Below are 24,969 nucleotides of genomic sequence, written 5' to 3' on the forward strand. Positions count from 1 at the left end.
TAAATTATTTACTTTAAAGCTTTATTTAATAATAGGTTTAACTGCTGAGATTCTTGCTCAGACAAACGGCTTTCCAGTATCTGTGCCATGACCTGATAGATCTTACTTTCTTCTTCCAAGCCGACTTCCGCTTTGCTGGTCAGTACGACCAACTTAGACCTCGCATCTTCGAGCGAAGCTTTACGCTCAACGAGACCTTTTCTCTCTAACCTTTGAACCATAGTAGTTGCTGAAGGCTTGGTTACTTGCATTTCAATCGCCAGATCTGTCAATCGGATCGGTTCAGGAGAGGCTTGAATGACCTTCAAATAGTCATATTCATTGAAGCTCAATTGGCAAATAGGATCTTCATTTACCTGAGTGCGCCATATCTTAGAGGCGAAGCGCTCAATCTTTTCTAAATTCTGGTTCAGCATACTCACCTAATCAAAGAATGGCATTTAGTTAGCAAGACTAACTATTTTAGTGTTGTTTAAATAAAAAGCAATCAAAACGAGATGAAGATCATAAAAAAGGAGCATAAAAAAACCGCTGACAGGCAGCGGCTTTTCGGAATCAAAATGTGTTGCTTACTTAGCGTTAGCTTCTTCTTCGGCCTCAGCCAGCTTAACTTGCGCTAAGTGCTCAGCTTTAAGTGTGGTGAAGATACGGCTTAACTCTAAGAAAGAGTAACGATGTTCTACGTATTCATACACGTTAAAAGAAACCGCTAACTTGTACAAAGAGATAGCATTCGCGTAATCACCATTCATATGGTAACGCTTAGCAAGGTAGAAGTACGTCTCTGTTAGACGCTGCGCAAGTAACGTGTTGTCACGAGTACCGGTTAAGATCGCCTTGAAAGCCTGCTCTTCAGTAATGTCATCAAGCATAATCGCGACTAATACCCAACCCCACTGCTCATCACGGCTCTCGTAACGTTTTTGCAAATCAAGCTTAGCCTGCTCTGGCGTCAGCTCATGCTGAATGATGTACAACCACAGAGCGCGAAACGGATCGCTAGGATCGTCGGCATAGTGCTTCATCATCTCTTCATTGGCTAAGTCGTAACGCTCGCCATAGTAAAGCGCGATAGAGCGGTTCCTTTCTGCGTAAGAGTTTGCAGGATCAAGCTCTAACGTAGAATCAAAAGATTCATAAGCCGCATCAAACTCCCCTACCTGCGTAAAATAAACACCCAAAAGATTGAAGATATCAGGTTGAGCAGGGTTCAATGAAAGAGATTGGTTGAAGTCGAGACGCGCGAGATCACGCAGGCCAACACTGTCGTAGTAGTTACCACGTTCAAACAGCATCTTAGCTCGAACTTCATCGTTCAAATCTGGGCGCTGTAATAACTGACTAAGACGTGCAATTTGAACTTCTTGCTGAACGCTTGGTTGCAGTGGCACAGCCATCGGTGGATAAACCCAACTTGAGGTGTTATCTGATGTTGTCGCACAACCTGTTAGTACAAGCAGTAAACACATACTCGCGGTTTGAAACCATTTCACAAATAATTACTCCTGTTATGACCGCAATAAAAAAGGGGAGCGATATGCTCCCCTTTATAACATGCTTTGTTGACGATAGGTTAGAAATCACTAAAAAGCGATATCACCATCGACACACTGAGAATTACTCAGCAGCAGGTGCTTCGCCTTCAGCTGGCGTTTCAACTGCTTCTTTCATGCTTAGACGTACACGGCCTTGACGGTCAATTTCAAGAACCTTAACAGGAACTTCTTGACCTTCAGTTAGGTAGTCAGACACTTTCTCAACGCGCTTGTCAGCGATTTGAGAGATGTGTACTAGACCATCTTTACCTGGAAGGATAGTAACGAATGCACCGAAGTCAGCTAGACGAGCAACTTTACCTTGGTAAATGCGGCCAACTTCAACTTCAGCTGTGATCTCTTCGATACGACGGATAGCTTCTTTAGCAGCTGCGCCTTCAGTAGCAGCAATCTTGATTGTGCCATCGTCTTCGATTTCGATTGTAGTACCAGTTTCTTCACAAAGAGCACGGATAACTGCGCCGCCTTTACCGATAACATCTTTGATCTTATCAGAGCTGATTTTCATTGTGTGGATACGTGGAGCGAATTCAGAGATATCTTCACGAGCACCAGAGATAGCTTCATCCATTACAGAAAGGATGTGCTTACGTGCACCTTGCGCTTGGTTAAGTGCAATTTGCATGATCTCTTTAGTGATACCTTCGATCTTGATGTCCATTTGAAGTGCAGTGATACCAGCGTTAGTACCTGCTACTTTAAAGTCCATGTCACCTAGGTGATCTTCGTCGCCAAGGATGTCAGAAAGAACAACGAAATCGTCGCCTTCTTTAACAAGACCCATTGCGATACCCGCAACAGAAGCTTTGATTGGAACACCAGCATCCATAAGAGCTAGAGATGTACCACATACAGAAGCCATTGAAGAAGAACCGTTAGATTCTGTGATTTCCGATACAACACGAACTGTGTATGGGAATTCTTCAACAGAAGGCATTACTGCTTGGATACCACGTTTAGCAAGCTTACCGTGACCAATTTCACGACGCTTAGGAGAACCAACGAAACCAGTTTCACCTACACAGTATGGAGGGAAGTTGTAGTGTAGAAGGAAGTTGTCTTTCTTCTCACCCATCAGGCTGTCGATGATTTGAGCATCACGTTGTGTGCCAAGCGTTGCAGTAACAAGTGCTTGAGTTTCACCACGAGTGAATAGAGAAGAACCGTGTGTACGTGGAAGAACACCAGTACGTACGTCTAGCGCACGAACCATGTCTTTTTCACGGCCATCGATACGTGGGTTGCCAGCGATGATGCGGCTACGTACTACGTTTTTCTCTAGAGAACCAAGCATGCCGCGGATTTCGCGCTCATCTAGGTTTTCGTCTTGTGCAATTAGAGCTTCAACAACGTCGTTCTTGATTACGCCAACTTGCTCGTAACGAGCCATTTTCTCAGTGATCTGGTACGCGTCAGATAGACGAGTTTCAGCAAGTTCAGCAACTTGAGCTTTAAGCTCAGTGTTAACTGCTGGTGCTTCCCAGTTCCAAGATGGAGTTGCAACTTCAGCAGCAAACTCGTTGATTGCTTTGATTACAACTTGTTGTTGGTCGTGACCGTAAACAACAGCTGAAAGCATTTCTTCTTCAGATAGGTTATCTGCTTCAGATTCAACCATAAGTACTGCGCCTTCTGTACCAGACACAACTAGGTCTAGTTTAGAGTTTTCAAGCTCAGTATTTGATGGGTTAAGAACAAGTTCGCCGTCGATGTGACCAACACGTGCAGCACCGATAGGACCATTGAATGGAGCACCAGAGATAGCAAGCGCAGCAGATGTTGCGATCATAGTGATCATGTCTGGGTTTACGTCAGGGTTGATAGAAACAACCGTAGCGATAACTTGAACTTCGTTTTTAAACGCACTTGGGAAAAGTGGACGAATTGGACGGTCAATCAGACGAGCTGTTAGTGTTTCGCCTTCAGATGGACGACCTTCACGCTTGAAGAAACCACCAGGGATTTTACCCGCAGCGTATGTACGCTCTTGGTAGTTTACTGTTAGTGGGAAGAAGTCTTGACCTGCAACTGCTTCTTTCTTAGCAACAACAGAAACGAATACTGAAGTATCGTCCATAGTCGCCATTACAGCAGCAGTAGCTTGACGTGCAATTACGCCCGTTTCTAGAGTAACGGTGTGGTTACCGTACTGGAACGATTTTACAACTGGTTTTTCAAACATTGTATATCCTTAGCTCTAAAGTCAGACTTTAGATTAAGTGAATAATGACTCAAGACATTACCAATCGCGACTAGTGAAAAGGGACTTAGGATGGTGACTCTTTGTATGTGTTCATACTCCGAATTAAGACCAAATCCGCCTTTGAATAGTCGCGACCTATTGGCCGACATCTGTGACTGTAATCTCTTGAGAGGTTGATTGCCAAACGCTGAAAACGCTATAGGCGGGCGTAGTATAAACTATTTTTATTAGGAGATATATTTCCTATCAGAAAAAGCCAGATGATATTCTGAGCATCCAGCCTAGCATTTTCTTACAGGCACAAAAAAAGGAGCATAAATGCTCCTTTTCTTCAAACTGTCTTTGCAGACATCGCTATTAGCGACGTAGGCCTAGACGCTTGATTAGGTCTTGGTAACGAGCAAGGTTTTTGCCTTTCAAGTAATCAAGAAGCTTACGACGGCTAGAAACCATACGTAGTAGACCACGACGGCTGTGGTGATCGTGTTTGTGCGCTTTGAAGTGACCTTGTAGGTGGTTGATAGAAGCAGTAAGTAGTGCTACTTGTACTTCTGGTGAACCTGTGTCGCCTTCAGATTGTGCGTATTCTGCAACGATTGCTGCTTTAGTTTCTGCATTCAGAGACATAATTCTCTCCTGATAAGAGTAAGTTTATATTTGTAGCAGCCAATCTCTGATTCAGCCGCTACGCGAGCCGAGGATTATAGGGAAGTTTGTCAGTTGGTGCAATAACAATCGAACCCATTAAAAACGAAAAAAGCGAACCACCTAAATTAGGCGTTCGCTTTCTATCTTATTTGCTCGCTTTTCACGACTCAGCGCTAAGATCCGATGTAAGCGCTACGCTTGTGGCTCTTCATCTCTGAAAACAACCAAACGCTTCGGTGCAACTCGGCCATCTTCAGCAATCTGAGCTACGCCGACAAACAGCTTCTCTTCGCCACTTGTCATACGAACCGTGCCTTCAGTTGGCGCACCAGCAACCTGAACTGGCATACCGTGCTGAACTAGGTCAGTCAGTTCCGCGTTCAGGTTTACTTCTGGTAAGTCTTCAACGGCAGTGTCCATTGGCATCAGCAGTGGATCAAGCAGCTCTTTCGGTGCAATTTCTTGCGCCTGTGCTTGCTCTAAGATCTCGTTTAACTGCTCCAAAGTCACCATACGCTCGTATGGGTACTTCGCGACACCTGTACGACGAAGCATGGTCACGTGAGCACCACAACCTAGCATCTCACCAAGATCGTCGGTAATTGTGCGGATGTATGTGCCTTTCGAACAATGCACTTCCATTTCAACTTCATCACCTTCAAAGCGAAGCAGTTCAATAGAGTACACAGTGATCTTACGAGACTCACGAGGAACCTCAATACCTGCACGTGCGTATTCGTACAAAGGCTTACCTTGATACTTCAATGCCGAAAACATTGATGGTATCTGATCGGTTTCACCCTTGAAGCTCGCAATGCAACGCTCAAGCTGTTCTTGAGTCACGTTAACATCACGTGTCTCTACCACTTCACCATCAGAGTCAGAGGTATTGGTACGCTCACCAAGCTTAGCGATAACAACGTAGCGCTTATCAGAATCTAGAAGAAACTGAGAGAACTTCGTCGCTTCACCAAGACAAATTGGCAGCATGCCAGTCGCAAGAGGATCCAGAGCACCGGTGTGCCCTGCCTTCTCTGCAAAGTAAATACGCTTTACTTTTTGCAGTGCATCATTAGACGAAATACCAGTCGGCTTATCTAATAGAATTACCCCGTTGATAGGGCGACCTTTACGACGGCGAGCCATTACTCTTCGCCCTTAGACTGAGTTTCGTCAGTGCGGCCAGCTTCTTCTTGCTTACGCTTGTCGTCGTTCAGAACTTCACTTACTAGGTTAGACATACGCATGCCTTCTACTAGTGTGTTGTCGTAAGTAAAACGAACTTCAGGCGTTAGACGGTGGCGAATACGCTTACCAAGAGCCATACGAACTGGCACTTCATGCTCTTTAAGAGCTTTAAGGCATGATTCCGGTGTTTGCTCACCAACACATAGGAAAGTCACGAACACTTTTGCGTAAGCAAGGTCACGAGACACTTCTACGTCTGAGATAGTTACCATACCAATACGTGAGTCACGAACTTCACGTTGTAGGATAAGCGCAAGCTCTTTTTGAAGCTGCTGAGACACACGTTGTGTGCGGCTAAATTCTTTTGACATTTTCTTTTCTCACTTAGAAAGATGGGGGGCTTGGTAATAACCAGCCCCCCATGGTGTATTCAACAACCGATTACTTATTACCTTTACTAGTAATGTTAGTAACCTTAGTCAATATGTCGAGTCGTACAGACTGATTAGTCTAGAGTACGTTTAACCTCAACGATTTCGAATACTTCGATCTGGTCACCAACGCGAACGTCGTTGTAGTTCTTAACGCCGACACCACACTCGTAACCGTTCTTAACTTCTTGAACGTCATCTTTAAAGCGACGAAGTGACTCTAGTTCACCTTCGTAGATAACAACGTTTTCACGAAGTACACGGATTGGGTTGCTACGCTTAATCGTACCTTCAGTCACGATACAACCAGCGATTGCACCAAGTTTAGGCGACTTAAATACGTCACGAACTTGTGCAAGACCAATGATCTCTTGACGGAATTCAGGAGCAAGCATACCGCCCATCGCCTGTTTAACTTCGTCAATTAGTTGGTAAATGATTGAGTAGTAACGTAGATCTAGGTTTTCGTTCTGAACCGTGTTACGCGCAGTTGCGTCAGCACGAACGTTGAAACCAAGGATGATAGCGTTAGAAGCTGCAGCAAGCGTTGCATCAGTTTCAGTAATACCACCAACACCAGAACCTACGATGTTCACTTTAACTTCGTCAGTTGACAGTTTCAGTAGAGAGTCAGCAATCGCTTCTACAGAACCTTGAACGTCAGCTTTAAGTACCACGTTAAGCTCAGCAACTTCGCCAGCCGTCATGTTCGCGAACATGTTCTCTAGTTTCGCTTTTTGTTGGCGAGCTAGTTTAACATCACGGAATTTACCTTGACGGTAGTTCGCAACTTCACGTGCTTTACGCTCATCACGTACAACAGTCGCTTCATCGCCTGACGAAGGAACACCAGAAAGACCTAGAATTTCTACAGGAATAGATGGACCTGCAGTTTCGATGTCTTTACCGTTTTCATCACGCATTGCACGAACACGGCCGTACTCTTGACCACAAAGAACGATATCGCCTTTGTTTAGAGTACCAGACTGTACTAGTACTGTTGCAACTGGACCACGACCTTTATCAAGACGAGATTCAACAACAACACCAGACGCCATGCCTTCTTTAACCGCTGTAAGTTCAAGAACTTCAGACTGAAGAAGGATTGCTTCTAGAAGACCATCGATGTTTGTACCCTGTTTTGCAGAGATGTGAACGAAGATGTTCTCACCACCCCACTCTTCAGGGATAACGTCGTATTGAGCTAGCTCATTCTTAACGTTGTCTGGGTTTGCACCCTCTTTATCGATCTTGTTCACAGCAACAATCAGAGGAACGCCTGCCGCTTTCGCGTGCTGGATTGCTTCGATTGTTTGTGGCATTACGCCATCGTCTGCTGCAACTACAAGTACAACGATATCTGTCGCTTGAGCACCACGAGCACGCATAGCTGTAAACGCCGCGTGTCCAGGAGTATCAAGGAAAGTGATCATACCGTTGTCAGTATCTACGTGGTAAGCACCAATGTGCTGCGTGATACCGCCAGCTTCGCCAGAAGCAACGTGTGCTTTACGAATGTAATCAAGTGTTGAAGTTTTACCGTGGTCAACGTGACCCATGATAGTAACAACAGGAGCACGACCTTCAGCGATAGCATCGCTATCACGGTCAGCTAGTACTGCTTCTTCAAGTTCGTTTTCTTTACGTAGGATTACCTTGTGACCCATTTCTTCAGCAACAAGTTGTGCTGTTTCTTGGTCGATCACTTGGTTGATAGTCGCCATAGCGCCCATCTTCATCATTACTTTGATAACTTCAGTTGCTTTAACTGACATTTTGCTAGCCAGTTCAGAAACAACGATAGTTTCGCCGATAGCAACGTCAGATTTAGCAACAGTTGCTGACTTATCGAAGCCTTGCTGCATTGAAGTTGGTTTAGCAAGCTTACCTTTACCGCCACGACCACGCTGGTTACGACCACCACGGTTGTTTGCAGGTTGGTTAGCAGGAGCTGCTTTCTTCTTGCGACGACGAGGTGCTTTCTCATCTTTCTTATCTGCCGCATCTTCAGCTTCACGAGCGTAAGTAGAAGTAGTCACATGGTAATCCGCAGATTTCTCTTGCTCTTTCTTCTTCTTCTCTTCTTCAGACCAACGTTCTTGGTTCTCTTCTGCTAACTTACGAGCTTCTTCAACAAGCTTAGCTGCTTCAGCTTCTGCTTTACGAGTTGCTTCTAGCTCTTGACGAGCTTTAAGTTCATCCGCTTCTTTTTTCGCTTGTGCGTTAGCGTCTGCATTTTTTGAATTCATGTCTTTTTTAGCCTTTTCAGCTTGTGCGCGTTGAGCCTTCTCTTCAGCTTCACGTTTTGCATCCGCTTCACGTGTTACTTTTTCTTCAGCTTCGCGCTGTGCTTTCTCTGCAGCATCACGTTTCGCTTGCTCTTCAGCATCGCGTTGTGCTTTCTCTTCCGCTTCACGATTAGCTACTTCCTCAGCTTCACGTTTCGCTTCATCTTCAATAGTGCTGCGCTTCACGTAAGTACGCTTTTTACGTACCTCTACTTGAACATCCTTACTCTTACCGCCTCCAGCGGCAACACTTAGCGTGCTGCGGGTCTTGCGTTGAAGAGTTAAACGAGTCGGTTCTGTTTCGCCTGAAGTATCGCCGTGCTCCTTTTTAAGGTGCGTTAGCAATGTTTGCTTCTCTGAATCAGTCACTTGATCCGACCCTGCTTTCTTCATGCCTGCATCAGCAAGTTGTTCAATTAAGCGGTCAACTGGCGTACCAATCTCTTCACTCAGTGCTTTAACTGTTAATTGTGTCATACCGCTTTCTCTCCTTGCTGAATTATTCTTCGTCGCCGAACCAACAGATGTTACGCGCAGCCATAATTAGCTCGCCTGCACGCTCTGCAGTTAGGTCTTCGATGCCTTCTAGTTCATCAACGCCTTGGTCAGCTAGGTCTTCCAGTGTCGCAACGCCTTTTGCTGCTAGCTTGTAAGCCATTTCACGCTCAAGACCTTCAAGTGCAAGTAAGTCTTCAGCAGGCTCAACACCGTCGAAAGTTTCTTCTTTCGCTAGCGCTAGAGTAGTCAGTGCGTCTTTTGCGCGGTTACGTAGTTCTTCAACGATACCTTCGTCTAGACCGTCTACTTCAAGAAGCTCGTTCACAGGAACGTATGCTACTTCTTCAAGCGTAGAGAAGCCTTCTTCAACAAGCATTTGAGCAAAGTCTTCTTCAATGTCTAGGTGCTTCATGAAGTTTTCAATAGAAGCAACTGCTTCTTCTTGGTGCTTCTTCTCAAGATCAGCAACAGTCATTACGTTCAGTTCCCAACCAGTAAGTTGAGACGCTAGACGTACGTTTTGACCGCTACGGCCAATCGCTTGTGCTAGGTTATCCGCTTCAACAGCGATATCCATAGAGTGTGCGTCTTCATCAACGATGATTGAAGCAACATCAGCAGGAGCCATTGCGTTGATTACGAATTGAGCCGGGTTATCATCCCAAAGAACGATATCAATACGCTCACCACCAAGATCGTTAGAAACAGCTTGTACACGTGCGCCACGCATACCAACACACGCACCAACTGGGTCAATACGTTTGTCGTTTGTTTTCACAGCGATTTTAGCACGAGAACCAGCGTCACGTGCAGCACCTTTAAGTTCAATTAGCTCTTCACCAATCTCAGGCACTTCAACACGGAATAGTTCAGCTAGCATTTCTGGCTTCGAACGAGTAACGAAAAGCTGGAAACCACGAGCTTCTGGTTTAACTGCGTAAAGAAGACCACGAACACGGTCACCTGGACGGAAGTTTTCACGAGGAAGTTGGTCATCACGAAGGATTACCGCTTCAGCGTTGTTACCTAGGTCTAGAATAATAGTGTCACGGTTAACTTTCTTAACTGCGCCAGTTACTAGCTCGCCTTCGTTATCGATGAACTGCTCAACGATTTGAGCGCGTTCAGCTTCACGTACTTTCTGTACGATAACTTGCTTAGCCGTTTGAGTCGTAATACGGTCAAACGTTACTGATTCGATATCATCTTCAATGAAACCGCCAAGTTCGATCTCTGGGTCATCGTACTTTGCAGCTTCAATAGAGATTTCTTTTGTTGGGAATTCAACTTCCTCAACAGCTTCCCAACGACGGAAAGTTTCGAAATCACCCGTTTTACGGTCAATTTCAACACGAACTTCAATTTCTAGTTCGCTTTTCTTTTTTGTTGCCGTTGCAAGCGCGATTTCAAGCGCTTCAAAAATACGCTCACGAGGAACTGCTTTCTCATTTGAAACAGCTTCTACTACCGCCAAAATTTCTTTGTTCATTAATCTAGCCTCTTAAGCTCTTCTCTCTAGGAGAACTAAAATTTAGGGATCAGGTTAGCTTTCGCAATATTGCTCAGGACGAATTCTTCTTCTTGTCCTTCAACCAATACTTTCACTGTCTCGCCTTCGATAGATTGGATATCACCTTTCCATTTACGACGGTTGCCGACAGCCATTTTCAAAACGATGCTTACCTCGTGACCAATAAATTGTTGGTAATGCTCTGCTTTGAACAGTGGTCTCTCTAAACCTGGTGAAGACACTTCAAGGTTATAAGCCACTGAAATTGGATCTTCAACGTCCATTACGGCACTTACTTGGTGGCTAACTTCAGCGCAATCATCTACATTGATACCGTTTGGTGAATCGATGTAAATACGTAGCGTTGAGTGCTCACCAGCACGAATAAATTCTAATCCAACTAACTCATAACCTGATGCTGCTACTGGAGCGTCAAGCATTTCAGTAAGTTGTCTTTCTAAACCAGTCATTTAACCACTCCAGAAACAAAAAAAGGGCTCAAAGCCCAATTTAAATTCCAAGCAAACATTATCTAAATACATTTACAAATGCTTAGATAACAAAAAACCCCGTATAAGCCGGGGTTTTTGTTGCTGGACCCTTATATGTTAAGTGCCATCACATTCGATATCGCACCTAACTCACAGTGAGGTTCACACTGTGCAAACTTGCTACCAATACAAGCTATATAATAGCATTGAAATTGGTTGCGGGAGCCGGATTTGAACCGACGACCTTCGGGTTATGAGCCCGACGAGCTACCAAACTGCTCCATCCCGCGTCCGACTTGAGAGCATTATACGCCCAACAAGATGTTTTACAAGTTTGTAAACATGGTGCCGAGAGAGGGACTCGAACCCTCACACCCTAAGGCACTAGCACCTCATGCTAGCGTGTCTACCAATTTCACCATCTCGGCATCAAATCTTTACAGATTATTGTGGAATTTCGTCGCCTTGCGCCGGAACTTCACTCACTGCATCATCAGCTTGTTGAATCACCTGACCTTGGGTCGGGTCAATCCATTGTGACTCAGTTTTATGTGTAGACATATTACCAAGCACTAAGCTAAGGATAAAAAATGTAGTTGCAAAAATTGCAGTCATTCGGGTAAGGAAATTTCCTGAGCCACCAGCACCAAACACAGTGTTTGAAGCGCCAGCACCGAAAGAGGCTCCCATATCTGCGCCTTTACCTTGTTGAATCAACACTAGGCCAATTACACCAAGCGCTGCCAACAGGTAAATCACAAGTAGAACTGTAAACATTTTTCCACCTATGTTCCTAATTGTTGAGCCAGCGCCGTTCAAAAAACTATTTTTAAGAACAAGGCTAGCGACCTCCTAACTGAAGGCCGAGCAATACTAGCGAATGCGACGATGGCTGACAAGGAGAATTTGCTAAAAAATAAGCCTTTACCAAGTGAATGGTCAAAAAAAGGTCAAAAGCGACACAAAACTCATTTATGTCTCTTTTGACCGTTATATCTTTTGACCGTGATATAAGTCAACCACTTCTAATCACAAGCGCTATTCGCTGCGCCAGCTAAGTAAAAGGTTAAATTAGCAGTTTGCTTTTACTGCATCTGCAATCTTAAGCGCTGATGCTTGAACAAGCTCTGCATCTTCGCCTTCAACCATGACACGCAGTAGTGGCTCGGTACCAGACTTGCGTAATAGTACACGGCCTTTCTCGCCAAGCTCTGCTTCTACTTCAACAACCGCTGCTTTTACCGCTTCGGCTTCTAGTGGGTTTGAATCTCCGCTGAAACGAACGTTTTCTAGAACTTGAGGGTACAACGTCATGCCCTGAGACAACTCATTCAGTGTCATTTCGCTATCAACAACTGAAGCCAAAACTTGCAGAGCAGCAACGATAGCATCACCCGTCGTCACTTTATCTAGTAGGATAACGTGCCCCGAATTTTCAGCGCCGATCTTCCAGCCTTTAGCAAGAAGCTGTTCCATTACGTAACGGTCACCAACAGCAGCACGTACAAACGGAATACCTAACTGCTTAAGGCCGTTTTCCATACCCAGGTTGGTCATTAGTGTACCAACAACGCCGCCTTTCAACTCACCGCGACGCAGTGCATCACGAGCAATAATGTAAGCGATTTGGTCGCCATCAACTTTGTTGCCTAGCTCGTCAACCATGATGATACGGTCACCATCACCATCAAAGCCAAGACCTAATGCCGCTTTTTCTTCAAGCACTTTTGCTTGCAGAGCACGTACATCCGTCGCACCGACTTCGTGGTTGATGTTAGTACCGTTTGGCTCAACACCAATCGCAACGACCTCAGCACCCAGTTCTTTAAATACAGCAGGCGCAATGTGGTAAGTCGCACCATGTGCACAATCGATAACGATCTTCATGCCAGCTAATGTCATTTTATGTGGGAACGTACTTTTACAGAACTCGATGTAACGGCCAGCCGCATCGTTCAAACGTACTGCTTTACCTAGCTCTGAAGAATCAACACATTCGATGTCTTTATCCAACTCTGCTTCAATTGCCAACTCGATATCGTCCGGCAGTTTTGTTCCCTCAGAAGAGAAGAACTTGATACCGTTATCGTAGTATGGGTTGTGTGATGCAGAGATAACAATACCGGCTTCAGCGCGGAAGGTTTGAGTTAGGTAAGCCACAGCAGGTGTTGGCATTGGGCCAGTAAACGTAGCCTGAAGACCAGCAGCAGCAAGGCCAGCTTCTAGCGCTGACTCAAGCATGTAACCAGAGATACGAGTATCTTTACCAATGATGACTTTCTTTGTGCCTTGCTTCGCAAGAACACGACCCGCAGCCCAGCCAAGCTTCAGAACAAAATCAGGTGTAATCGGGTACTGGCCTACTTTGCCACGCACACCATCTGTGCCGAAATAACGTCTTTTATCAGACATAGTGATTTTCCTTAATTATATTTAGTGATTGTTGTTCATCACTTCGATTATTTTCATCGCTTCCAGTGTCTCCTCGACATCATGAACGCGAATAATTTGTGCGCCTTTCATCGCGGCAATCGTCGCGCAAGTGACGCTTGCGACCATGCAGTCGGCCGGAACCTTGTCTAGCAATTTAAAGATCATCGATTTTCTCGACATCCCCGCTAAAACAGGTAAGCCTAACGAATGAAACTTTTCAAGGTGCGCTAATAGGTGGTAATTATGCTCAATGGTTTTACCAAAACCAAAACCAGGATCCAGAATCAGCTGATCTTTTGATATACCAACAGCCTCACAAGCCTCCACCCTTTCTTTTAAGAACGCTTCAACATCCATTAGGACATCATCGTAATTAGGGTTAGCTTGCATGGTTCTTGGCTGACCTTTCATGTGCATCAGGCAAACGGGCACATTAGCATCGGCGGCCGCTTCTAAAGCTCCGGGCTCTTGCAGTGCGCGCACATCATTGATCAAATCAGCCCCCGCTTCAACGGCTTGGCGCATCACTTCAGCTTTACTGGTATCAATGGAGATCCACACATCAAACTTAGCGCGAATTGCTTTAATGGCAGGAATAACGCGAGCGAGCTCTTCTTCTAAAGGAACGTCAGGCGCTCCCGGGCGAGTTGATTCACCACCAATGTCAATAATGCTAACACCAGCTTGAATCATTCGCTCTGCTTGCAGTAAAGCATTATCTAATGAATTGAATTTTCCGCCATCAGAGAAAGAGTCAGGCGTAACATTGAGGATACCCATCACATGTGGGCGGTCTAAAACGAGCGTTTTATTATGTGCTTTTAATATCATGGAAGGTGGGTCTTAAAGGTAAAAACATCTAGGGCTAGAAACAGAAAAACCCTGAGCGTACTCAGGGTTTTAATTTAAAGCTTAGCAATTAAGAATCTTTGTTTTGAGCATCATCTGTTTCAGATTTAACTTCTTCAACTTTCGACTCTTCAGCTTTTGGTTCCGCTTTAGCTTCTTCTGCCTTAGCTTCAGGTTTTGCTTCTTCCTTTGTAGGTTCAGCTTTTACCTGATCACCCCAACCAGCTGGATCACGAATCTCTTGCTTACGCTCCATCAAGTCATCAATTTGACCTGCATCGATCGTTTCGAACTTCATTAGAGCGTCTTTCATCGAATGCATGATATCCATGTTATCTTCAAGAATCTTCTTAGCTCTATCGTAGTTACGGTCGATAAGGATACGAATCTCTTCATCGATAAGCTTAGTCGTGTCATCAGAAACGTGCTTAGCTTGGCTCATGCCGCGACCTAGGAAAACTTCACCTTCTTCTTCTGCGTAAAGAAGAGGACCCAATTTCTCAGAGAAGCCCCACTGCGTAACCATCTTACGAGCAATATCAGTTGCACGTTCGATATCGTTAGACGCACCAGTTGACACTTTGTCTTTACCGTAAATAAGTTCTTCAGCAAGACGACCACCGTACAAACTAGAGATCATTGATTCTAGATGTTGGCGAGACATGCTTACGCGGTCTTGCTCAGGTAGGTACATAGTTACACCAAGCGCACGACCACGTGGAATGATTGACACCTTGTACACTGGATCGTGTTCAGGTACCAAACGACCAACAATTGCGTGACCCGCTTCGTGGTAAGCCGTTGACTCTTTCACTTCTTCAGACATAACCATTGAACGGCGCTCTGCACCCATCATAATTTTGTCTTTCGCAAGTTCAAACTCAACCATAGATACATTGCGCTTGTTACCACGAGCAGCAAATAGCGCCGCTTCGTTCACAAGGTTCGCAAGATCTGCACCAGAGAAGCCTGGAGTACCACGAGCGATCAGCGACGGTTCAACATCACCTGATAGTGGCACTTTACGCATGTGTACTTTAAGAATCTGTTCACGACCACGTACATCCGGTAGACCAACCACAACTTGACGGTCAAAACGACCAGGACGAAGTAATGCAGGGTCTAGTACGTCTGGACGGTTAGTCGCAGCGATAACGATAATACCTTCGTTACCTTCGAAACCATCCATCTCAACCAACATTTGGTTCAGTGTTTGTTCACGTTCATCGTGACCACCACCAACACCAGCGCCACGTTGACGACCTACAGCATCAATTTCATCGATAAAGATGATACAAGGTGCCGCTTTCTTCGCTTGTTCGAACATGTCACGCACACGAGATGCACCAACACCAACAAACATTTCAACGAAGTCAGAACCAGAGATAGTAAAGAACGGTACTTTCGCTTCACCGGCAATCGCTTTTGCAAGCAATGTTTTACCCGTACCAGGAGGACCAACCAACAGGATACCTGTCGGGATCTTACCACCTAGCTTTTGGAAGCGGCTTGGGTCACGAAGGTAGTCCACAAGCTCTTTCACGTCTTCTTTTGCTTCGTCACAACCAGCAACATCAGCAAACATGGTTTTGATTTGTTCTTCGCTCATCATTCGAGCTTTACTCTTACCGAAAGACATCGCGCCTTTACCGCCGCCGCCGCCTTGCATTTGACGCATGAAGAAAATCCATACACCAATCAGTAAGATCATTGGGAACCATGAGATGAAGATAGTGCCAAGCAGGCTCTGCTCTTCAGGTGGTGTACCCTGAACTTTTACGTTTTGATTAATTAAGTCATCAAGTAGCTTTTGATCATAAACAGGCATGTAAGTTACATACTTAGAACCACCACCACGACGTGTGAAAGTGATTTCGCTGTTATTGAACTGTGCGTCTTGAATCTGGCCTTGGCCAACTTCCTGTACAAACGTGGTGTAATCTACTGCTCTGCCGTTACTTTCCCCAGGGCCGAAGCTCTGGAATACCGACATCAACACTACCGCGATAACAAGCCACAGAATTAAATTTTTTGCCATGTCACTCAAGGTGTAAGCCTCTCGATAACTAATTGTAATTAAAGGTAGGGTACTACAGTTTGTAACCTGTAGCCATGTTGTTAACTCTCACTCTTGGAAGAGAATCGTTAACCTTTGTAACCAGTGGCTACGATAAACACTTCACGAGATCGAGCTCGAGAAGAGTCGGGTTTTCTAACTTTTACTGTTTTAAACATCTCGCGGACGTCCTTAACGTATTGGTCAAACCCTTCGCCTTGGAATACTTTTACAACAAAACTACCATTGGTAGCTAGAACTTGTCGACACATATCCAAAGCTAATTCAACTAAATACATAGCTCTTGGCTGATCCACAGAATTGTTGCCTGCTATATTAGGTGCCATATCTGACATCACGACATCAACCATGTTTGGTTGTATACGTTCCAACAAGGCATCTAGCACAGCTTCTTCGCGGAAATCGCCTTGTAAAAAGCTAACACCAGCAATCGGATCCATTGGTAACAAGTCACACGCAATGATTTGTCCGTTGTCTCCAACAATCTTAGCAGCATATTGAGACCAACCGCCAGGTGCTGCACCCAAATCCACAATGGTCATCCCAGGAGACAGCAATTTATCTTTCGTTTGAATCTCTTCCATTTTGAAATAAGCACGTGAACGATAGCCTTTCTTTCTTGCTTCATTTGCGTACTTGTCGTCGAAGTGTTCCTTCAACCAACGGCCTGAACTGGCCGAGTGTTTCTGTTTGCTCATTGGATACCTAAATTGGAGGAAAGTACTAATTGCTGAATAAATTATAGTCTTCAGCTTTAGATGGCGTTAAAATAGGTTTTTTCAACCCTAATAGTAAAGAAAATTGGCCGCGTAATGAACCTAAGTACCAAACAAAAGCAGCATCTAAAGGGCCTAGCTCACAGTTTAAAACCTGTTGTGCTAATGGGCGCAAATGGACTTACTGAAGCTGTTCTAGCGGAAATCGAATTAGCTCTAGACCACCACGAACTGATCAAGATTAAAGTTGCATCAGAAGACCGTGAGACTAAGCAACTGATTATCGATGCAATTGTACGTGAAACTAAAGCTGAGAAAGTACAGACTATCGGTAAAGTTCTAGTACTGTTCCGTCAGTCAGAAGCACGTAAAATCGAGATTCCACGTAAATAAGCGAGTTTGATATAAGCTAACTTCACTAATAGGAAGCCACAGCGCTTATCTTTTAGTGTAGCGTGAGAAACGAAAAAGGTCGCATTTAGCGACCTTTTTACTTATCAGAAACAAAGAAAATTCAATTAGATATATTCTACTTTGTCGATTTCGAAGTCTTTGTCACCACCAGGGGTAGAGATCATGACTTCGTCGCCTTCCATTTTACCGATAAGACCGCGAGCAATTGGCGATTTCACAGAAATGCGACCCGTTTTGATGTCTGCTTCGTCTTCTGAAACGATTTGGTAGCGGAACTCATCATCGGTATCCACATCAATCAGTGTCACTGTCGTACCAAAGATAATCTTGCCCGTATTATCCATTTGCGTTACATCGATGATCTGAGCCAGTGATAGCTTATATTCAATATCACGGATCTGAGCTTCACAAATACCCTGCTCTTCACGAGCGGCGTGGTATTCAGCATTCTCTTTCAGGTCACCTAGTTCACGTGCTTCACCAATAGCTGCTGAGATAACAGGGCGTAGCTTAAGTAGGCGATCTAATTCGTCACGTAGCTGCTGAGCGCCACGTACTGTCATTGGAACCTTTTCCATTTTTTACCTCTATGCCAAAGCTTTCTTTGGCCAACATAAATACACCCAACGTATTTATTGGGTGATAGAAACAAAACGATTTGGCTTAGTGTAAACAAACTTTATGGCTAAATCACCTTTATTCCACTTTGCGTTATAAAAGCTTTATCTAGGTCTAAATTACAGACATCACAAAAATGAATAATAACCTCCCCATCAATAAGTTGAGAATTAAATACCTAAAAAAACAAAAAACAAACAAAATAAACACAGATCACACTTTTATAAAAATCACTTTAAAACAAACACTTAATCAACAAGAGATATAATAAAACAGTGTTCATTTTTTAGTTTTATATCATTTTACTAACTGACCATGGAACTTTAGAGGTAAAAAGTAACCCATGGATTGCACTGGCATTTTTCAGACTTCTGTTCTAATCATGATTATGAAGCCTGATTAATACAGGCAATACACAAAAGGGTTCAAATCCTTGATAAAACTTCTATGGACAGTAATTAGGAAATAATAACATGAATAAGACTATGATCGCGCTTGCTGTATCTGCTGCAGCTCTTGCTACTAACGCAGTGGCAGCGGACGGTAAACAAGCTGGTGGTATCGAAGGTACATCTGTATACAGCTCAAACGGCACTTCTCTAGAAATCGGTGGCCGTGCTGAAGCTCGTCTATCGATGAAAGATGGCAAAGCTGAAGACAAAACACGTGTACGTCTTAACTTCCTAGGTAAAGTTGAAATCCAAGACGGCCTATACGGTGTTGGTTTCTACGAAGGCGAATTCACAACTGCTGAAAACGGCGGTTCTACTGATAACAACGACGGTGACATTACTAACCGTTACACGTACGCTGGTATCGGCGGTGACTTCGGTGAAGTGACTTACGGTAAAAACGACGGTGCACTAGGTGTAATCACAGACTTTACCGATATCATGTCTTACCACGGTAACTCTGCGGCAATGAAAATTGCTGTAGCAGATCGTTCTGACAACATGGTTTCATACAAAGGTCAATTCCAAGACCTAGGCGTTAAAGCAAGCTACCGTTTTGCTGACCGTTCAGAAACTGGTGGCGAATTCGTTGACAACAACGCAGACGGCTACTCTCTATCTGGTATCTACGCTATCGGCGATTCTGGCTTTAAGCTAGGTGCTGGTTACGCTGACCAAGACGAGCAAAACGAGTACATGCTAGCGGCATCTTTCCGTACTGACGCTCTATACTTTGCTGGTACATTCACAGACGGTGAGCTAGCGAAGAAGAACGGTGACTACACTGGTTACGAATTTGCAACAGCATACACGCTAGAAAAAACTGCATTCACGCTAACGTACAACAACGCAGAAACTGACGGTGAAACTTCAGCTGACAACGTTGCAATCGATGCGACTTACTACTTCAAGCCTAACTTCCGTACGTACATCTCGTACAACTTCAACCTAATTTCTGAAGGTGACAAGCTAGGTTCTGTTGGTCTTGTTAACGGTCCTGCATCTAAAGCAGACGCTGAAGACGAGCTAGCTCTAGGTCTACGTTACGACTTCTAATTCTGATTATCTAATTGATTAATTAGTTAATTGAGAATCAAAACGCCCGCTATCTAGCGGGCGTTTTTTATATCTGTATACTAAAAACATCAGCCATCCAAGAAATCTTCTATGCGCCTTCTATCCACACTACTGGTATGTAGTTTTTCCATTAGCGCTTTCTCAGTTAACGCTTTCGCTTACCCCCCTCTAGATAAACTGCCTGATGGCAGTAGCACCAGTGTAATTTTGGAATCCCTGAAAGGCGATTCAAACAAACTGAATTCCAATAGTGATGGCTTCTATCCACCCGCCAGTACTTTGAAGCTGGTGACAGCTTTGGCGGCTAAGTTGGAGTTAGGGGATGACTTTCACTACACGACCAGCATTGTTCGTTCTGGTAATGACTCTATCATTTCATTTAGTGGCGACCCAACGCTGCAACGAGAACAGCTTAAAAGCCTTTTGGCTCAATACGCTAAGTCTCAATCAAGAACCATCAAAGGCAACTTATACCTCGATAACTCGACTTTTACGGGCTATCAGCGAGCGGTGGGGTGGCCTTGGGACATTCTAGGCGTTTGTTACAGCGCGCCTTCTAGTACAATGACCTTAGACAGCAACTGCGCACAAGCCTCTATTTATACAAAAGATAATGGTGCGACACGCGTTTATATTCCCGCTCACTATCCGATAGACGTGACGACCACCGCTGCCACGGTAACTCGCTCTGGGCAGAAGGCAACACAATGCGACTTGGAGCTCATCACGACACCAGATAACGCTTACAAGCTCTCTGGTTGCTTGGTTGAGCGTAAAAAGCCACTGCCACTCAAGTTCGCGATTCAAAATCCAGAACTTTACACCTATCAAGTCGTTACATCGCTTCTCAAAGAACTGAAAATAGAAGTAAAAGGTGATGTGATTATTGGTAAAAAAGCGCAAGCAGACAAAACCACGTTAGTCGCTAGTCACAACTCAGAAAAGCTTCCTGAACTGCTCGATATCATGCTTAAGAAGTCAGATAACCTTATCGCAGATAATCTAACTAAAACGCTAGGAGCAACATTTTATGTTCAACCGGGCAGCTTCAATAACGGCACTGAAGCAATAAAACAGATACTGCTGACCAAGGCTAATATTGACCTCAGTAAAGCGCAGCTCGTCGATGGTTCAGGGTTATCCAGAAATAACCGAATGAGGTCACAGACCATGGCTCAAGTGCTTCGTTATATCTGGGAAAACGATCAACAGCTCAGCCTGATTGAGGCTATGCCTACATCTGGCACTGATGGAACGCTCAAATACCGTCAGAGCATGAGAAAAGCACCGATTCAAGGCAACATTATCGCCAAGAGTGGTTCTCTATACGGCAGTTACAACATGGCGGGATACGGATTAGATAAAGCGGGAAAACCAAACTCTCTGTTTGTACAATTTGTCCGTGATTACTTCCCTGAAGAACAAGATCCAGACAAACCAGTGGAAGCACCTATCACCCAGTTTGAGCGTGCTTTCTACAAAGATGTGGTCGAGTTCAGTCAAACACAAAGCAAATCTAAGTAATGCTTAGCTCTGTGTAAACTTCTACTCAAACAATAAAAATGGCGCTGAAGACCTTCAATCTGCAGCGCCATTTTTGTTTCTCAGATGTATTTAGCTATTTTTATAGGTGCCTATTTTTATAGGAGCTAAGCGATACCGAGGAATGAGTTAACCACAGTGAAGTAGATCCACATTCCTGAGATATCAACTATGGAAGCAAGCACTGGGCTCACTAACACCGCTGGATCAAGCTTAAATAGCCTAGCAACTATCGGCAATCCGCCACCCAGCACGGTTGATATGGTCACCTGAATAAACAGCGCTACCGCAATAGCTAACGCAATCATGTTGATATCATAACCACCTGTCGCTTGGTTTTCACTAAAGAGCAAAATACGTCCAATCATCACTACAGCAATCGCTAAAGCTAAACAAATAGCAACTCTAAACTCTTTCCATAGAACGTTAGCCCATTGGCGTTTTTTCAACTCACCTGTGGCTAAGGCTCGGATCACCAAAGTCGCTGCTTGTGTTCCGGTGTTACCACCAGCAGCAGCAATTACCGGCATGTAGATTGCCAAAAGTACCAACTGACTGAGAATGTCTTCATACTGAGCAATGATAAGCCCTGAGACGATTCCCAATAGTGCTAACGAAATAATCCAACCGATACGCTGCCTAACGTGGCTCATGACGCCAGTCGAAAGGTAACCCTGTTGAGGTTCTACCTCAGAGTAGATCAGCCCTAGTTGGTGAGCTAGATGTCGAGAGCGCTTCTCAAAGCCCTGCTCTTCTAGCTCACTAAGTAAAGTCTGAATCGTACTCAAAGAGCATTGCCCCAGCACTAGCACCGCATCTTCGAGCGGCATTCGATTCAAAAGATTAATTTGTTGTTCACGTCCGTACTGTTGAAATGCATTCGATACAGCTTGGATGTCTTGCTCTGAGTACAGAGCTTCAATAGATAAAAAAGTGTTGTTCATTACCGTCATGGCGAATCTCCCGATTGGCAAAGGTAACGACCATCAAAAAAAATAGCCTATAGCTAATACACCAAGAGCGTACAGCTAAGCGCACCAAGAGCTGAAAGCTACTGATGTGTCTACTTGTTAGAATCTAGTGTGTGGAAAAGAATGCGGGGGAAAACAAAGATACCCTACCTGAACGGCAGGACAATAGATCAATACCGAGACAGGTTATTCTTCTCCATTCAAACTAGGAGGATGGTCGGTATTGTTCATAAAAATCTCCAAAATTACTGTCAGTTCGACAGCGCGCATAGTGTAGCAATAGCCGTTCAAAAACTTCGTCAAATTCCTGTCAATAAATAGGGGTCAATAAAAAAGGCATCCGTGGATGCCTTTGGTTCAATTATTGATGTGCATTATTACTTAATAGTAATACGAGCAAACTTACGCTTACCTACTTGGTAAACGGCAGTACCTGCTTCAGGCACGAATTTGCTGTCTTCAATCTTCTCGCCTTCAAGCTTAGCCGCACCTTGCTTGATCATACGCATCGCATCAGAAGTCGAGTTTACAAGACCCGCTTCTTTTAGAACGTTCGCAATTGGCAGGCCTGCTTCGAATTCAAACTCCGGCATTTCATCAGGAACTTGGTTCTTAGCAAAACGGTTAACGAACTCTTGCTCAGCGGCTTCAGCATCTGCTTCACTGTGGAAACGAGCGATGATCTCTTTAGCAAGAAGCACTTTAACGTCACGCGGGTTCTTACCTGCATCAACGCCAGCTTTCAGTTCCGCAACTTCTTCAAGAGGACGGAAAGACAGCAGCTCGTAGTAGCTCCACATTAGATCGTCAGAGATAGACATGATCTTACCAAACATCTCGCTTGGTGCTTCGCTAATACCGATGTAGTTATGCGCAGACTTAGACATCTTCTTAACACCGTCTAGACCAACAAGTAGTGGCATCATTAGTACCGCTTGTGGTTTTTGACCTGCTGCTTTTTGCAGTTCACGACCCATTAGAAGGTTAAACTTCTGGTCAGTACCGCCAAGCTCAACGTCGCTCTCTAGTGCAACAGAGTCGTGACCTTGTAGAAGTGGGTACATGAATTCGTGGATTGCGATCGGTTGACCACCAGCGTAACGCTTTTTGAAGTCATCACGCTCAAGCATACGAGCAACAGTTTGGTTAGAAGCAAGACGAATCATGCCTTCAGCGCCAAGCTCAGATAGCCATTCAGAGTTGAAACGAATTTGCGTCTTCGCAGGATCTAGAATCTTGAATACTTGCTCTTTGTAAGTTTCAGCATTCTTCAATACGTCTTCGCGGCTTAGCGGTGGACGTGTTGAGTTTTTACCTGATGGGTCACCAACCATTGCAGTGAAATCACCGATAAGGAATGTCACTTCATGACCAAGCTCTTGGAAAGCACGAAGCTTGTTAAAGATAACCGTATGGCCTAGGTGGATATCTGGAGCTGTTGGATCGGCACCCAGCTTAATGCGTAAAGGACGACCTTCTTTTAGTTTTGCAATCAGTTCGTCTTCTGGAATCAGTTCTTCTACGCCACGTTTGATCTCGGCTAGTGCAGCTTCAATACTCGCCATTCTTGTTCACTCCCACAGATTTGGCAAAAATACATTAATTAGACATCTTACTTGAATAGCGATGTATTTTGAAACCAGTTACACTATTCCGTCGTCGATTTTCATAATATTTACAGAACGAACCGGAACATGTTGTCTATTTTTGCACGCCTTCCTATTTTGCACCGGGCTTTTATCGCATTTTTTAGTGCCATAATTTTCGTCGCGATTTTCTTACTCCCCGACGTCAACAGTTTGCGTGACGATTCGGGCGCTTTAGTTGTGGGAAAACATTACCCACTGACTATCAATGCCTCTGCACTTATTAGCTCAAGTGACGCTCCACCGACGGCAGTGCTCAATTGGGAGAAATACACCGTTCGCTCTGGCGAAAGCACCTCTGTTTTATTTGAACGTATTGGCCTCTCATACCGTCTGCTGATCACGCTACTCAATACCAATAATGATATTAAGAAGCAGCTGTCTAACCTAAGACCTGGTGATGTCTTGCAGTTCGGCTTTGATGAAAACAACGACCTTATTCAGTTAAAACGACAACTTAGTGCGTTTGAAAGCTTCAAGATCACTAAATCTGGCGATTCTTTCTCATCAAGTTTCGACAAAAAAGAAGTGGTATACCAATACAATTATGCCGAAGCCAACATCACCTCTAACTTCTGGAACGCTGGCGTCAGCGCAGGTTTAACCGCAAACCAAATTATGGAACTGGCCGGCATCTTCGGTTGGGATATCGACTTTGCGTTAGATATTCGTAAGAACGACAGCTTCAAAATCTTATACCAAGAGAAAGTGGTTGAAGGTGAAGTAGTTGGTCGCGGTAAGATCATGGCAGCCGTGTTCAAAAACCAAGGCGATTCATTTACCGCGGTATTGGATGATAAAAGCGGCAACTACTTCGATGAAAATGGTCGTGCGATGAAGAAGGCGTTCTTGCGCTCACCAATTGATTTTCGTCGCGTAACATCGAACTTTAACCCTACCAGGAGACACCCAGTAACCGGTAAGATTCGAGCTCACCGCGGTACTGACTACGCAGCCCCTGTTGGCACGCCTATCTGGGCAGCCGGTGACGGTATTGTTCAGAAGTCAGGTTACAACCAATTCAATGGTAACTACGTGTTCATCCGCCACAGCAACACCTACATCACCAAGTACCTGCACATGAAGCGACGTATGGTGAAAACCGGTCAGCGCGTAAAACAAGGCCAAACCATTGGTACTTTGGGCGGTACAGGCCGTGTGACTGGCCCGCACTTACATTATGAATTCTTGGTTAATGGCGTACATAAAAATGCGCGTACCGTGAAATTGCCTCAATCCAAGTCGTTAACTGGTAAAGCAAAAGCAACCTTTATTGCCAACTCAGAGATTCGATTAAGAAACCTTGAGCGATACGGTCAGTTACTAGCGACTAACTAGGCGTTTGTAGCTTCACTGCAAAA

The 24,969-nt window shown here is 44.6% G+C and carries 21 protein-coding genes and 2 tRNA genes; 4 read left to right on the forward strand and 19 right to left on the reverse strand.

The window, feature by feature from the left end:
• Nucleotides 1-8: 8 nt before the first annotated feature.
• From ACED41_RS01155 to rlmE, 16 genes are all read right to left on the reverse strand, one after another.
• Nucleotides 9-416, reverse strand: a complete 408-nt coding sequence (locus ACED41_RS01155; RefSeq protein WP_017056675.1) for a MarR family winged helix-turn-helix transcriptional regulator — start codon at nucleotides 414-416, stop codon at nucleotides 9-11.
• A gap of 153 nt (nucleotides 417-569) precedes the next feature.
• Nucleotides 570-1,493 (reverse strand): lipoprotein NlpI, encoded by a 924-nt coding sequence (gene nlpI / locus ACED41_RS01160; protein ID WP_017059235.1) that lies wholly within the window; start codon nucleotides 1,491-1,493, stop codon nucleotides 570-572.
• Between the two features lie 124 nt (nucleotides 1,494-1,617).
• Entirely contained in the window at nucleotides 1,618-3,738 is a 2,121-nt protein-coding gene (gene pnp / locus ACED41_RS01165; RefSeq protein ID WP_017059234.1) for a polyribonucleotide nucleotidyltransferase, read from the reverse strand.
• Nucleotides 3,739-4,116: 378 nt separating this feature from the next.
• Nucleotides 4,117-4,386: a 30S ribosomal protein S15 gene (gene rpsO, locus ACED41_RS01170; RefSeq protein ID WP_010436144.1), complete on the reverse strand. Its 270-nt coding sequence runs from the start codon at nucleotides 4,384-4,386 to the stop codon at nucleotides 4,117-4,119.
• A gap of 213 nt (nucleotides 4,387-4,599) precedes the next feature.
• Complete coding sequence (gene truB, locus ACED41_RS01175; RefSeq protein ID WP_017059233.1) at nucleotides 4,600-5,553, reverse strand: tRNA pseudouridine(55) synthase TruB; 954 nt, start codon at nucleotides 5,551-5,553, stop codon at nucleotides 4,600-4,602.
• Nucleotides 5,553-5,966, reverse strand: a complete 414-nt coding sequence (rbfA, locus tag ACED41_RS01180) for a 30S ribosome-binding factor RbfA (RefSeq protein WP_017065964.1) — start codon at nucleotides 5,964-5,966, stop codon at nucleotides 5,553-5,555. The genes truB and rbfA overlap by 1 nt, the downstream gene beginning before the upstream one ends.
• Nucleotides 5,967-6,100: 134 nt before the next feature.
• Nucleotides 6,101-8,791, reverse strand: a complete 2,691-nt coding sequence (infB, locus tag ACED41_RS01185) for a translation initiation factor IF-2 (RefSeq protein WP_017059231.1) — start codon at nucleotides 8,789-8,791, stop codon at nucleotides 6,101-6,103.
• Between the two features lie 22 nt (nucleotides 8,792-8,813).
• Complete coding sequence (gene nusA / locus ACED41_RS01190) at nucleotides 8,814-10,301, reverse strand: transcription termination factor NusA (RefSeq protein WP_017059230.1); 1,488 nt, start codon at nucleotides 10,299-10,301, stop codon at nucleotides 8,814-8,816.
• A gap of 35 nt (nucleotides 10,302-10,336) precedes the next feature.
• Nucleotides 10,337-10,792: a ribosome maturation factor RimP gene (gene rimP, locus ACED41_RS01195; protein ID WP_004738265.1), complete on the reverse strand. Its 456-nt coding sequence runs from the start codon at nucleotides 10,790-10,792 to the stop codon at nucleotides 10,337-10,339.
• A 234-nt stretch (nucleotides 10,793-11,026) separates the two neighbouring features.
• Nucleotides 11,027-11,103, reverse strand: a tRNA-Met gene (locus ACED41_RS01200).
• A gap of 53 nt (nucleotides 11,104-11,156) precedes the next feature.
• Nucleotides 11,157-11,241, reverse strand: a tRNA-Leu gene (locus ACED41_RS01205).
• A gap of 16 nt (nucleotides 11,242-11,257) precedes the next feature.
• A complete protein-coding gene (gene secG, locus ACED41_RS01210; protein ID WP_017059392.1) occupies nucleotides 11,258-11,590 on the reverse strand; it encodes a preprotein translocase subunit SecG in 333 nt (110 codons plus the stop codon).
• A gap of 294 nt (nucleotides 11,591-11,884) precedes the next feature.
• Entirely contained in the window at nucleotides 11,885-13,225 is a 1,341-nt protein-coding gene (gene glmM / locus ACED41_RS01215) for a phosphoglucosamine mutase (protein WP_017059393.1), read from the reverse strand.
• 21 nt (nucleotides 13,226-13,246) lie between these two features.
• Nucleotides 13,247-14,077, reverse strand: coding sequence for a dihydropteroate synthase (gene folP, locus ACED41_RS01220; RefSeq protein WP_102393175.1), 831 nt, complete (start codon nucleotides 14,075-14,077; stop codon nucleotides 13,247-13,249).
• Between the two features lie 88 nt (nucleotides 14,078-14,165).
• Nucleotides 14,166-16,133 carry an ATP-dependent zinc metalloprotease FtsH gene (ftsH, locus tag ACED41_RS01225; protein ID WP_017068905.1) on the reverse strand — a complete coding sequence of 656 codons (1,968 nt, stop codon included), beginning with the start codon at nucleotides 16,131-16,133 and terminating at the stop codon, nucleotides 14,166-14,168.
• A 107-nt stretch (nucleotides 16,134-16,240) separates the two neighbouring features.
• Nucleotides 16,241-16,870, reverse strand: a complete 630-nt coding sequence (gene rlmE / locus ACED41_RS01230; RefSeq protein ID WP_017059396.1) for a 23S rRNA (uridine(2552)-2'-O)-methyltransferase RlmE — start codon at nucleotides 16,868-16,870, stop codon at nucleotides 16,241-16,243.
• 114 nt (nucleotides 16,871-16,984) lie between these two features.
• Between rlmE and yhbY the strand changes: the two genes are divergently transcribed.
• Entirely contained in the window at nucleotides 16,985-17,281 is a 297-nt protein-coding gene (gene yhbY, locus ACED41_RS01235) for a ribosome assembly RNA-binding protein YhbY (RefSeq protein ID WP_004738252.1), read from the forward strand.
• 125 nt (nucleotides 17,282-17,406) lie between these two features.
• On the opposite strand, the gene greA is transcribed toward yhbY, so the two are convergent.
• On the reverse strand, nucleotides 17,407-17,880 hold the full coding sequence (greA, locus tag ACED41_RS01240) for a transcription elongation factor GreA (RefSeq protein WP_017059397.1): 474 nt from the start codon (nucleotides 17,878-17,880) through the stop codon (nucleotides 17,407-17,409).
• A gap of 513 nt (nucleotides 17,881-18,393) precedes the next feature.
• On the opposite strand from greA, the gene ACED41_RS01245 reads away from it, so the two are divergent.
• Together ACED41_RS01245 and dacB are read left to right on the forward strand one after the other, a co-directional pair.
• Nucleotides 18,394-19,428, forward strand: coding sequence for a porin (locus ACED41_RS01245; RefSeq protein WP_371724351.1), 1,035 nt, complete (start codon nucleotides 18,394-18,396; stop codon nucleotides 19,426-19,428).
• Nucleotides 19,429-19,539: 111 nt separating this feature from the next.
• A complete protein-coding gene (gene dacB / locus ACED41_RS01250; RefSeq protein ID WP_371724352.1) occupies nucleotides 19,540-20,973 on the forward strand; it encodes a serine-type D-Ala-D-Ala carboxypeptidase in 1,434 nt (477 codons plus the stop codon).
• A 125-nt stretch (nucleotides 20,974-21,098) separates the two neighbouring features.
• Here dacB and ACED41_RS01255 read toward each other — a convergent pair whose 3' ends face one another.
• The gene (locus ACED41_RS01255; protein WP_102331940.1) at nucleotides 21,099-21,944 is read right to left on the reverse strand and encodes a magnesium transporter; all 846 of its coding nucleotides are present in this window, start codon (nucleotides 21,942-21,944) and stop codon (nucleotides 21,099-21,101) included.
• Between the two features lie 395 nt (nucleotides 21,945-22,339).
• Entirely contained in the window at nucleotides 22,340-23,527 is a 1,188-nt protein-coding gene (gene tyrS / locus ACED41_RS01260) for a tyrosine--tRNA ligase (RefSeq protein WP_017059402.1), read from the reverse strand.
• Nucleotides 23,528-23,656: 129 nt separating this feature from the next.
• Between tyrS and ACED41_RS01265 the strand changes: the two genes are divergently transcribed.
• Nucleotides 23,657-24,946 (forward strand): peptidoglycan DD-metalloendopeptidase family protein, encoded by a 1,290-nt coding sequence (locus ACED41_RS01265; RefSeq protein WP_065584911.1) that lies wholly within the window; start codon nucleotides 23,657-23,659, stop codon nucleotides 24,944-24,946.
• The last annotated feature ends 23 nt before the right edge of the window (nucleotides 24,947-24,969 follow it).

The organism is Vibrio sp. 1F255, assembly GCF_041439145.1.
In the GTDB taxonomy this organism is placed as follows: Bacteria; Pseudomonadota; Gammaproteobacteria; order Enterobacterales; family Vibrionaceae; genus Vibrio; species Vibrio crassostreae_C.

Bases quoted from the DNA above. Each gene is read 5' to 3' on its own strand.
- ftsH (WP_017068905.1), bottom strand. From the start codon at position 16,133: ATGGCAAAAAATTTAATTCTGTGGCTTGTTATCGCGGTAGTGTTGATG.
- nusA (WP_017059230.1), bottom strand. From the start codon at position 10,301: ATGAACAAAGAAATTTTGGCGGTAGTAGAAGCTGTTTCAAATGAGAAA.
- glmM (WP_017059393.1), bottom strand. From the start codon at position 13,225: ATGTCTGATAAAAGACGTTATTTCGGCACAGATGGTGTGCGTGGCAAA.
- ACED41_RS01155 (WP_017056675.1), bottom strand. From the start codon at position 416: ATGCTGAACCAGAATTTAGAAAAGATTGAGCGCTTCGCCTCTAAGATA.
- rpsO (WP_010436144.1), bottom strand. From the start codon at position 4,386: ATGTCTCTGAATGCAGAAACTAAAGCAGCAATCGTTGCAGAATACGCA.
- tyrS (WP_017059402.1), bottom strand. From the start codon at position 23,527: ATGGCGAGTATTGAAGCTGCACTAGCCGAGATCAAACGTGGCGTAGAA.
- ACED41_RS01255 (WP_102331940.1), bottom strand. From the start codon at position 21,944: ATGACGGTAATGAACAACACTTTTTTATCTATTGAAGCTCTGTACTCA.
- rlmE (WP_017059396.1), bottom strand. From the start codon at position 16,870: ATGAGCAAACAGAAACACTCGGCCAGTTCAGGCCGTTGGTTGAAGGAA.
- pnp (WP_017059234.1), bottom strand. From the start codon at position 3,738: ATGTTTGAAAAACCAGTTGTAAAATCGTTCCAGTACGGTAACCACACC.
- infB (WP_017059231.1), bottom strand. From the start codon at position 8,791: ATGACACAATTAACAGTTAAAGCACTGAGTGAAGAGATTGGTACGCCA.
- dacB (WP_371724352.1), top strand. From the start codon at position 19,540: ATGCGCCTTCTATCCACACTACTGGTATGTAGTTTTTCCATTAGCGCT.
- rbfA (WP_017065964.1), bottom strand. From the start codon at position 5,966: ATGTCAAAAGAATTTAGCCGCACACAACGTGTGTCTCAGCAGCTTCAA.
- secG (WP_017059392.1), bottom strand. From the start codon at position 11,590: ATGTTTACAGTTCTACTTGTGATTTACCTGTTGGCAGCGCTTGGTGTA.
- greA (WP_017059397.1), bottom strand. From the start codon at position 17,880: ATGGAAAAGGTTCCAATGACAGTACGTGGCGCTCAGCAGCTACGTGAC.
- truB (WP_017059233.1), bottom strand. From the start codon at position 5,553: ATGGCTCGCCGTCGTAAAGGTCGCCCTATCAACGGGGTAATTCTATTA.
- ACED41_RS01265 (WP_065584911.1), top strand. From the start codon at position 23,657: ATGTTGTCTATTTTTGCACGCCTTCCTATTTTGCACCGGGCTTTTATC.
- yhbY (WP_004738252.1), top strand. From the start codon at position 16,985: ATGAACCTAAGTACCAAACAAAAGCAGCATCTAAAGGGCCTAGCTCAC.
- folP (WP_102393175.1), bottom strand. From the start codon at position 14,077: ATGATATTAAAAGCACATAATAAAACGCTCGTTTTAGACCGCCCACAT.
- rimP (WP_004738265.1), bottom strand. From the start codon at position 10,792: ATGACTGGTTTAGAAAGACAACTTACTGAAATGCTTGACGCTCCAGTA.
- ACED41_RS01245 (WP_371724351.1), top strand. From the start codon at position 18,394: ATGAATAAGACTATGATCGCGCTTGCTGTATCTGCTGCAGCTCTTGCT.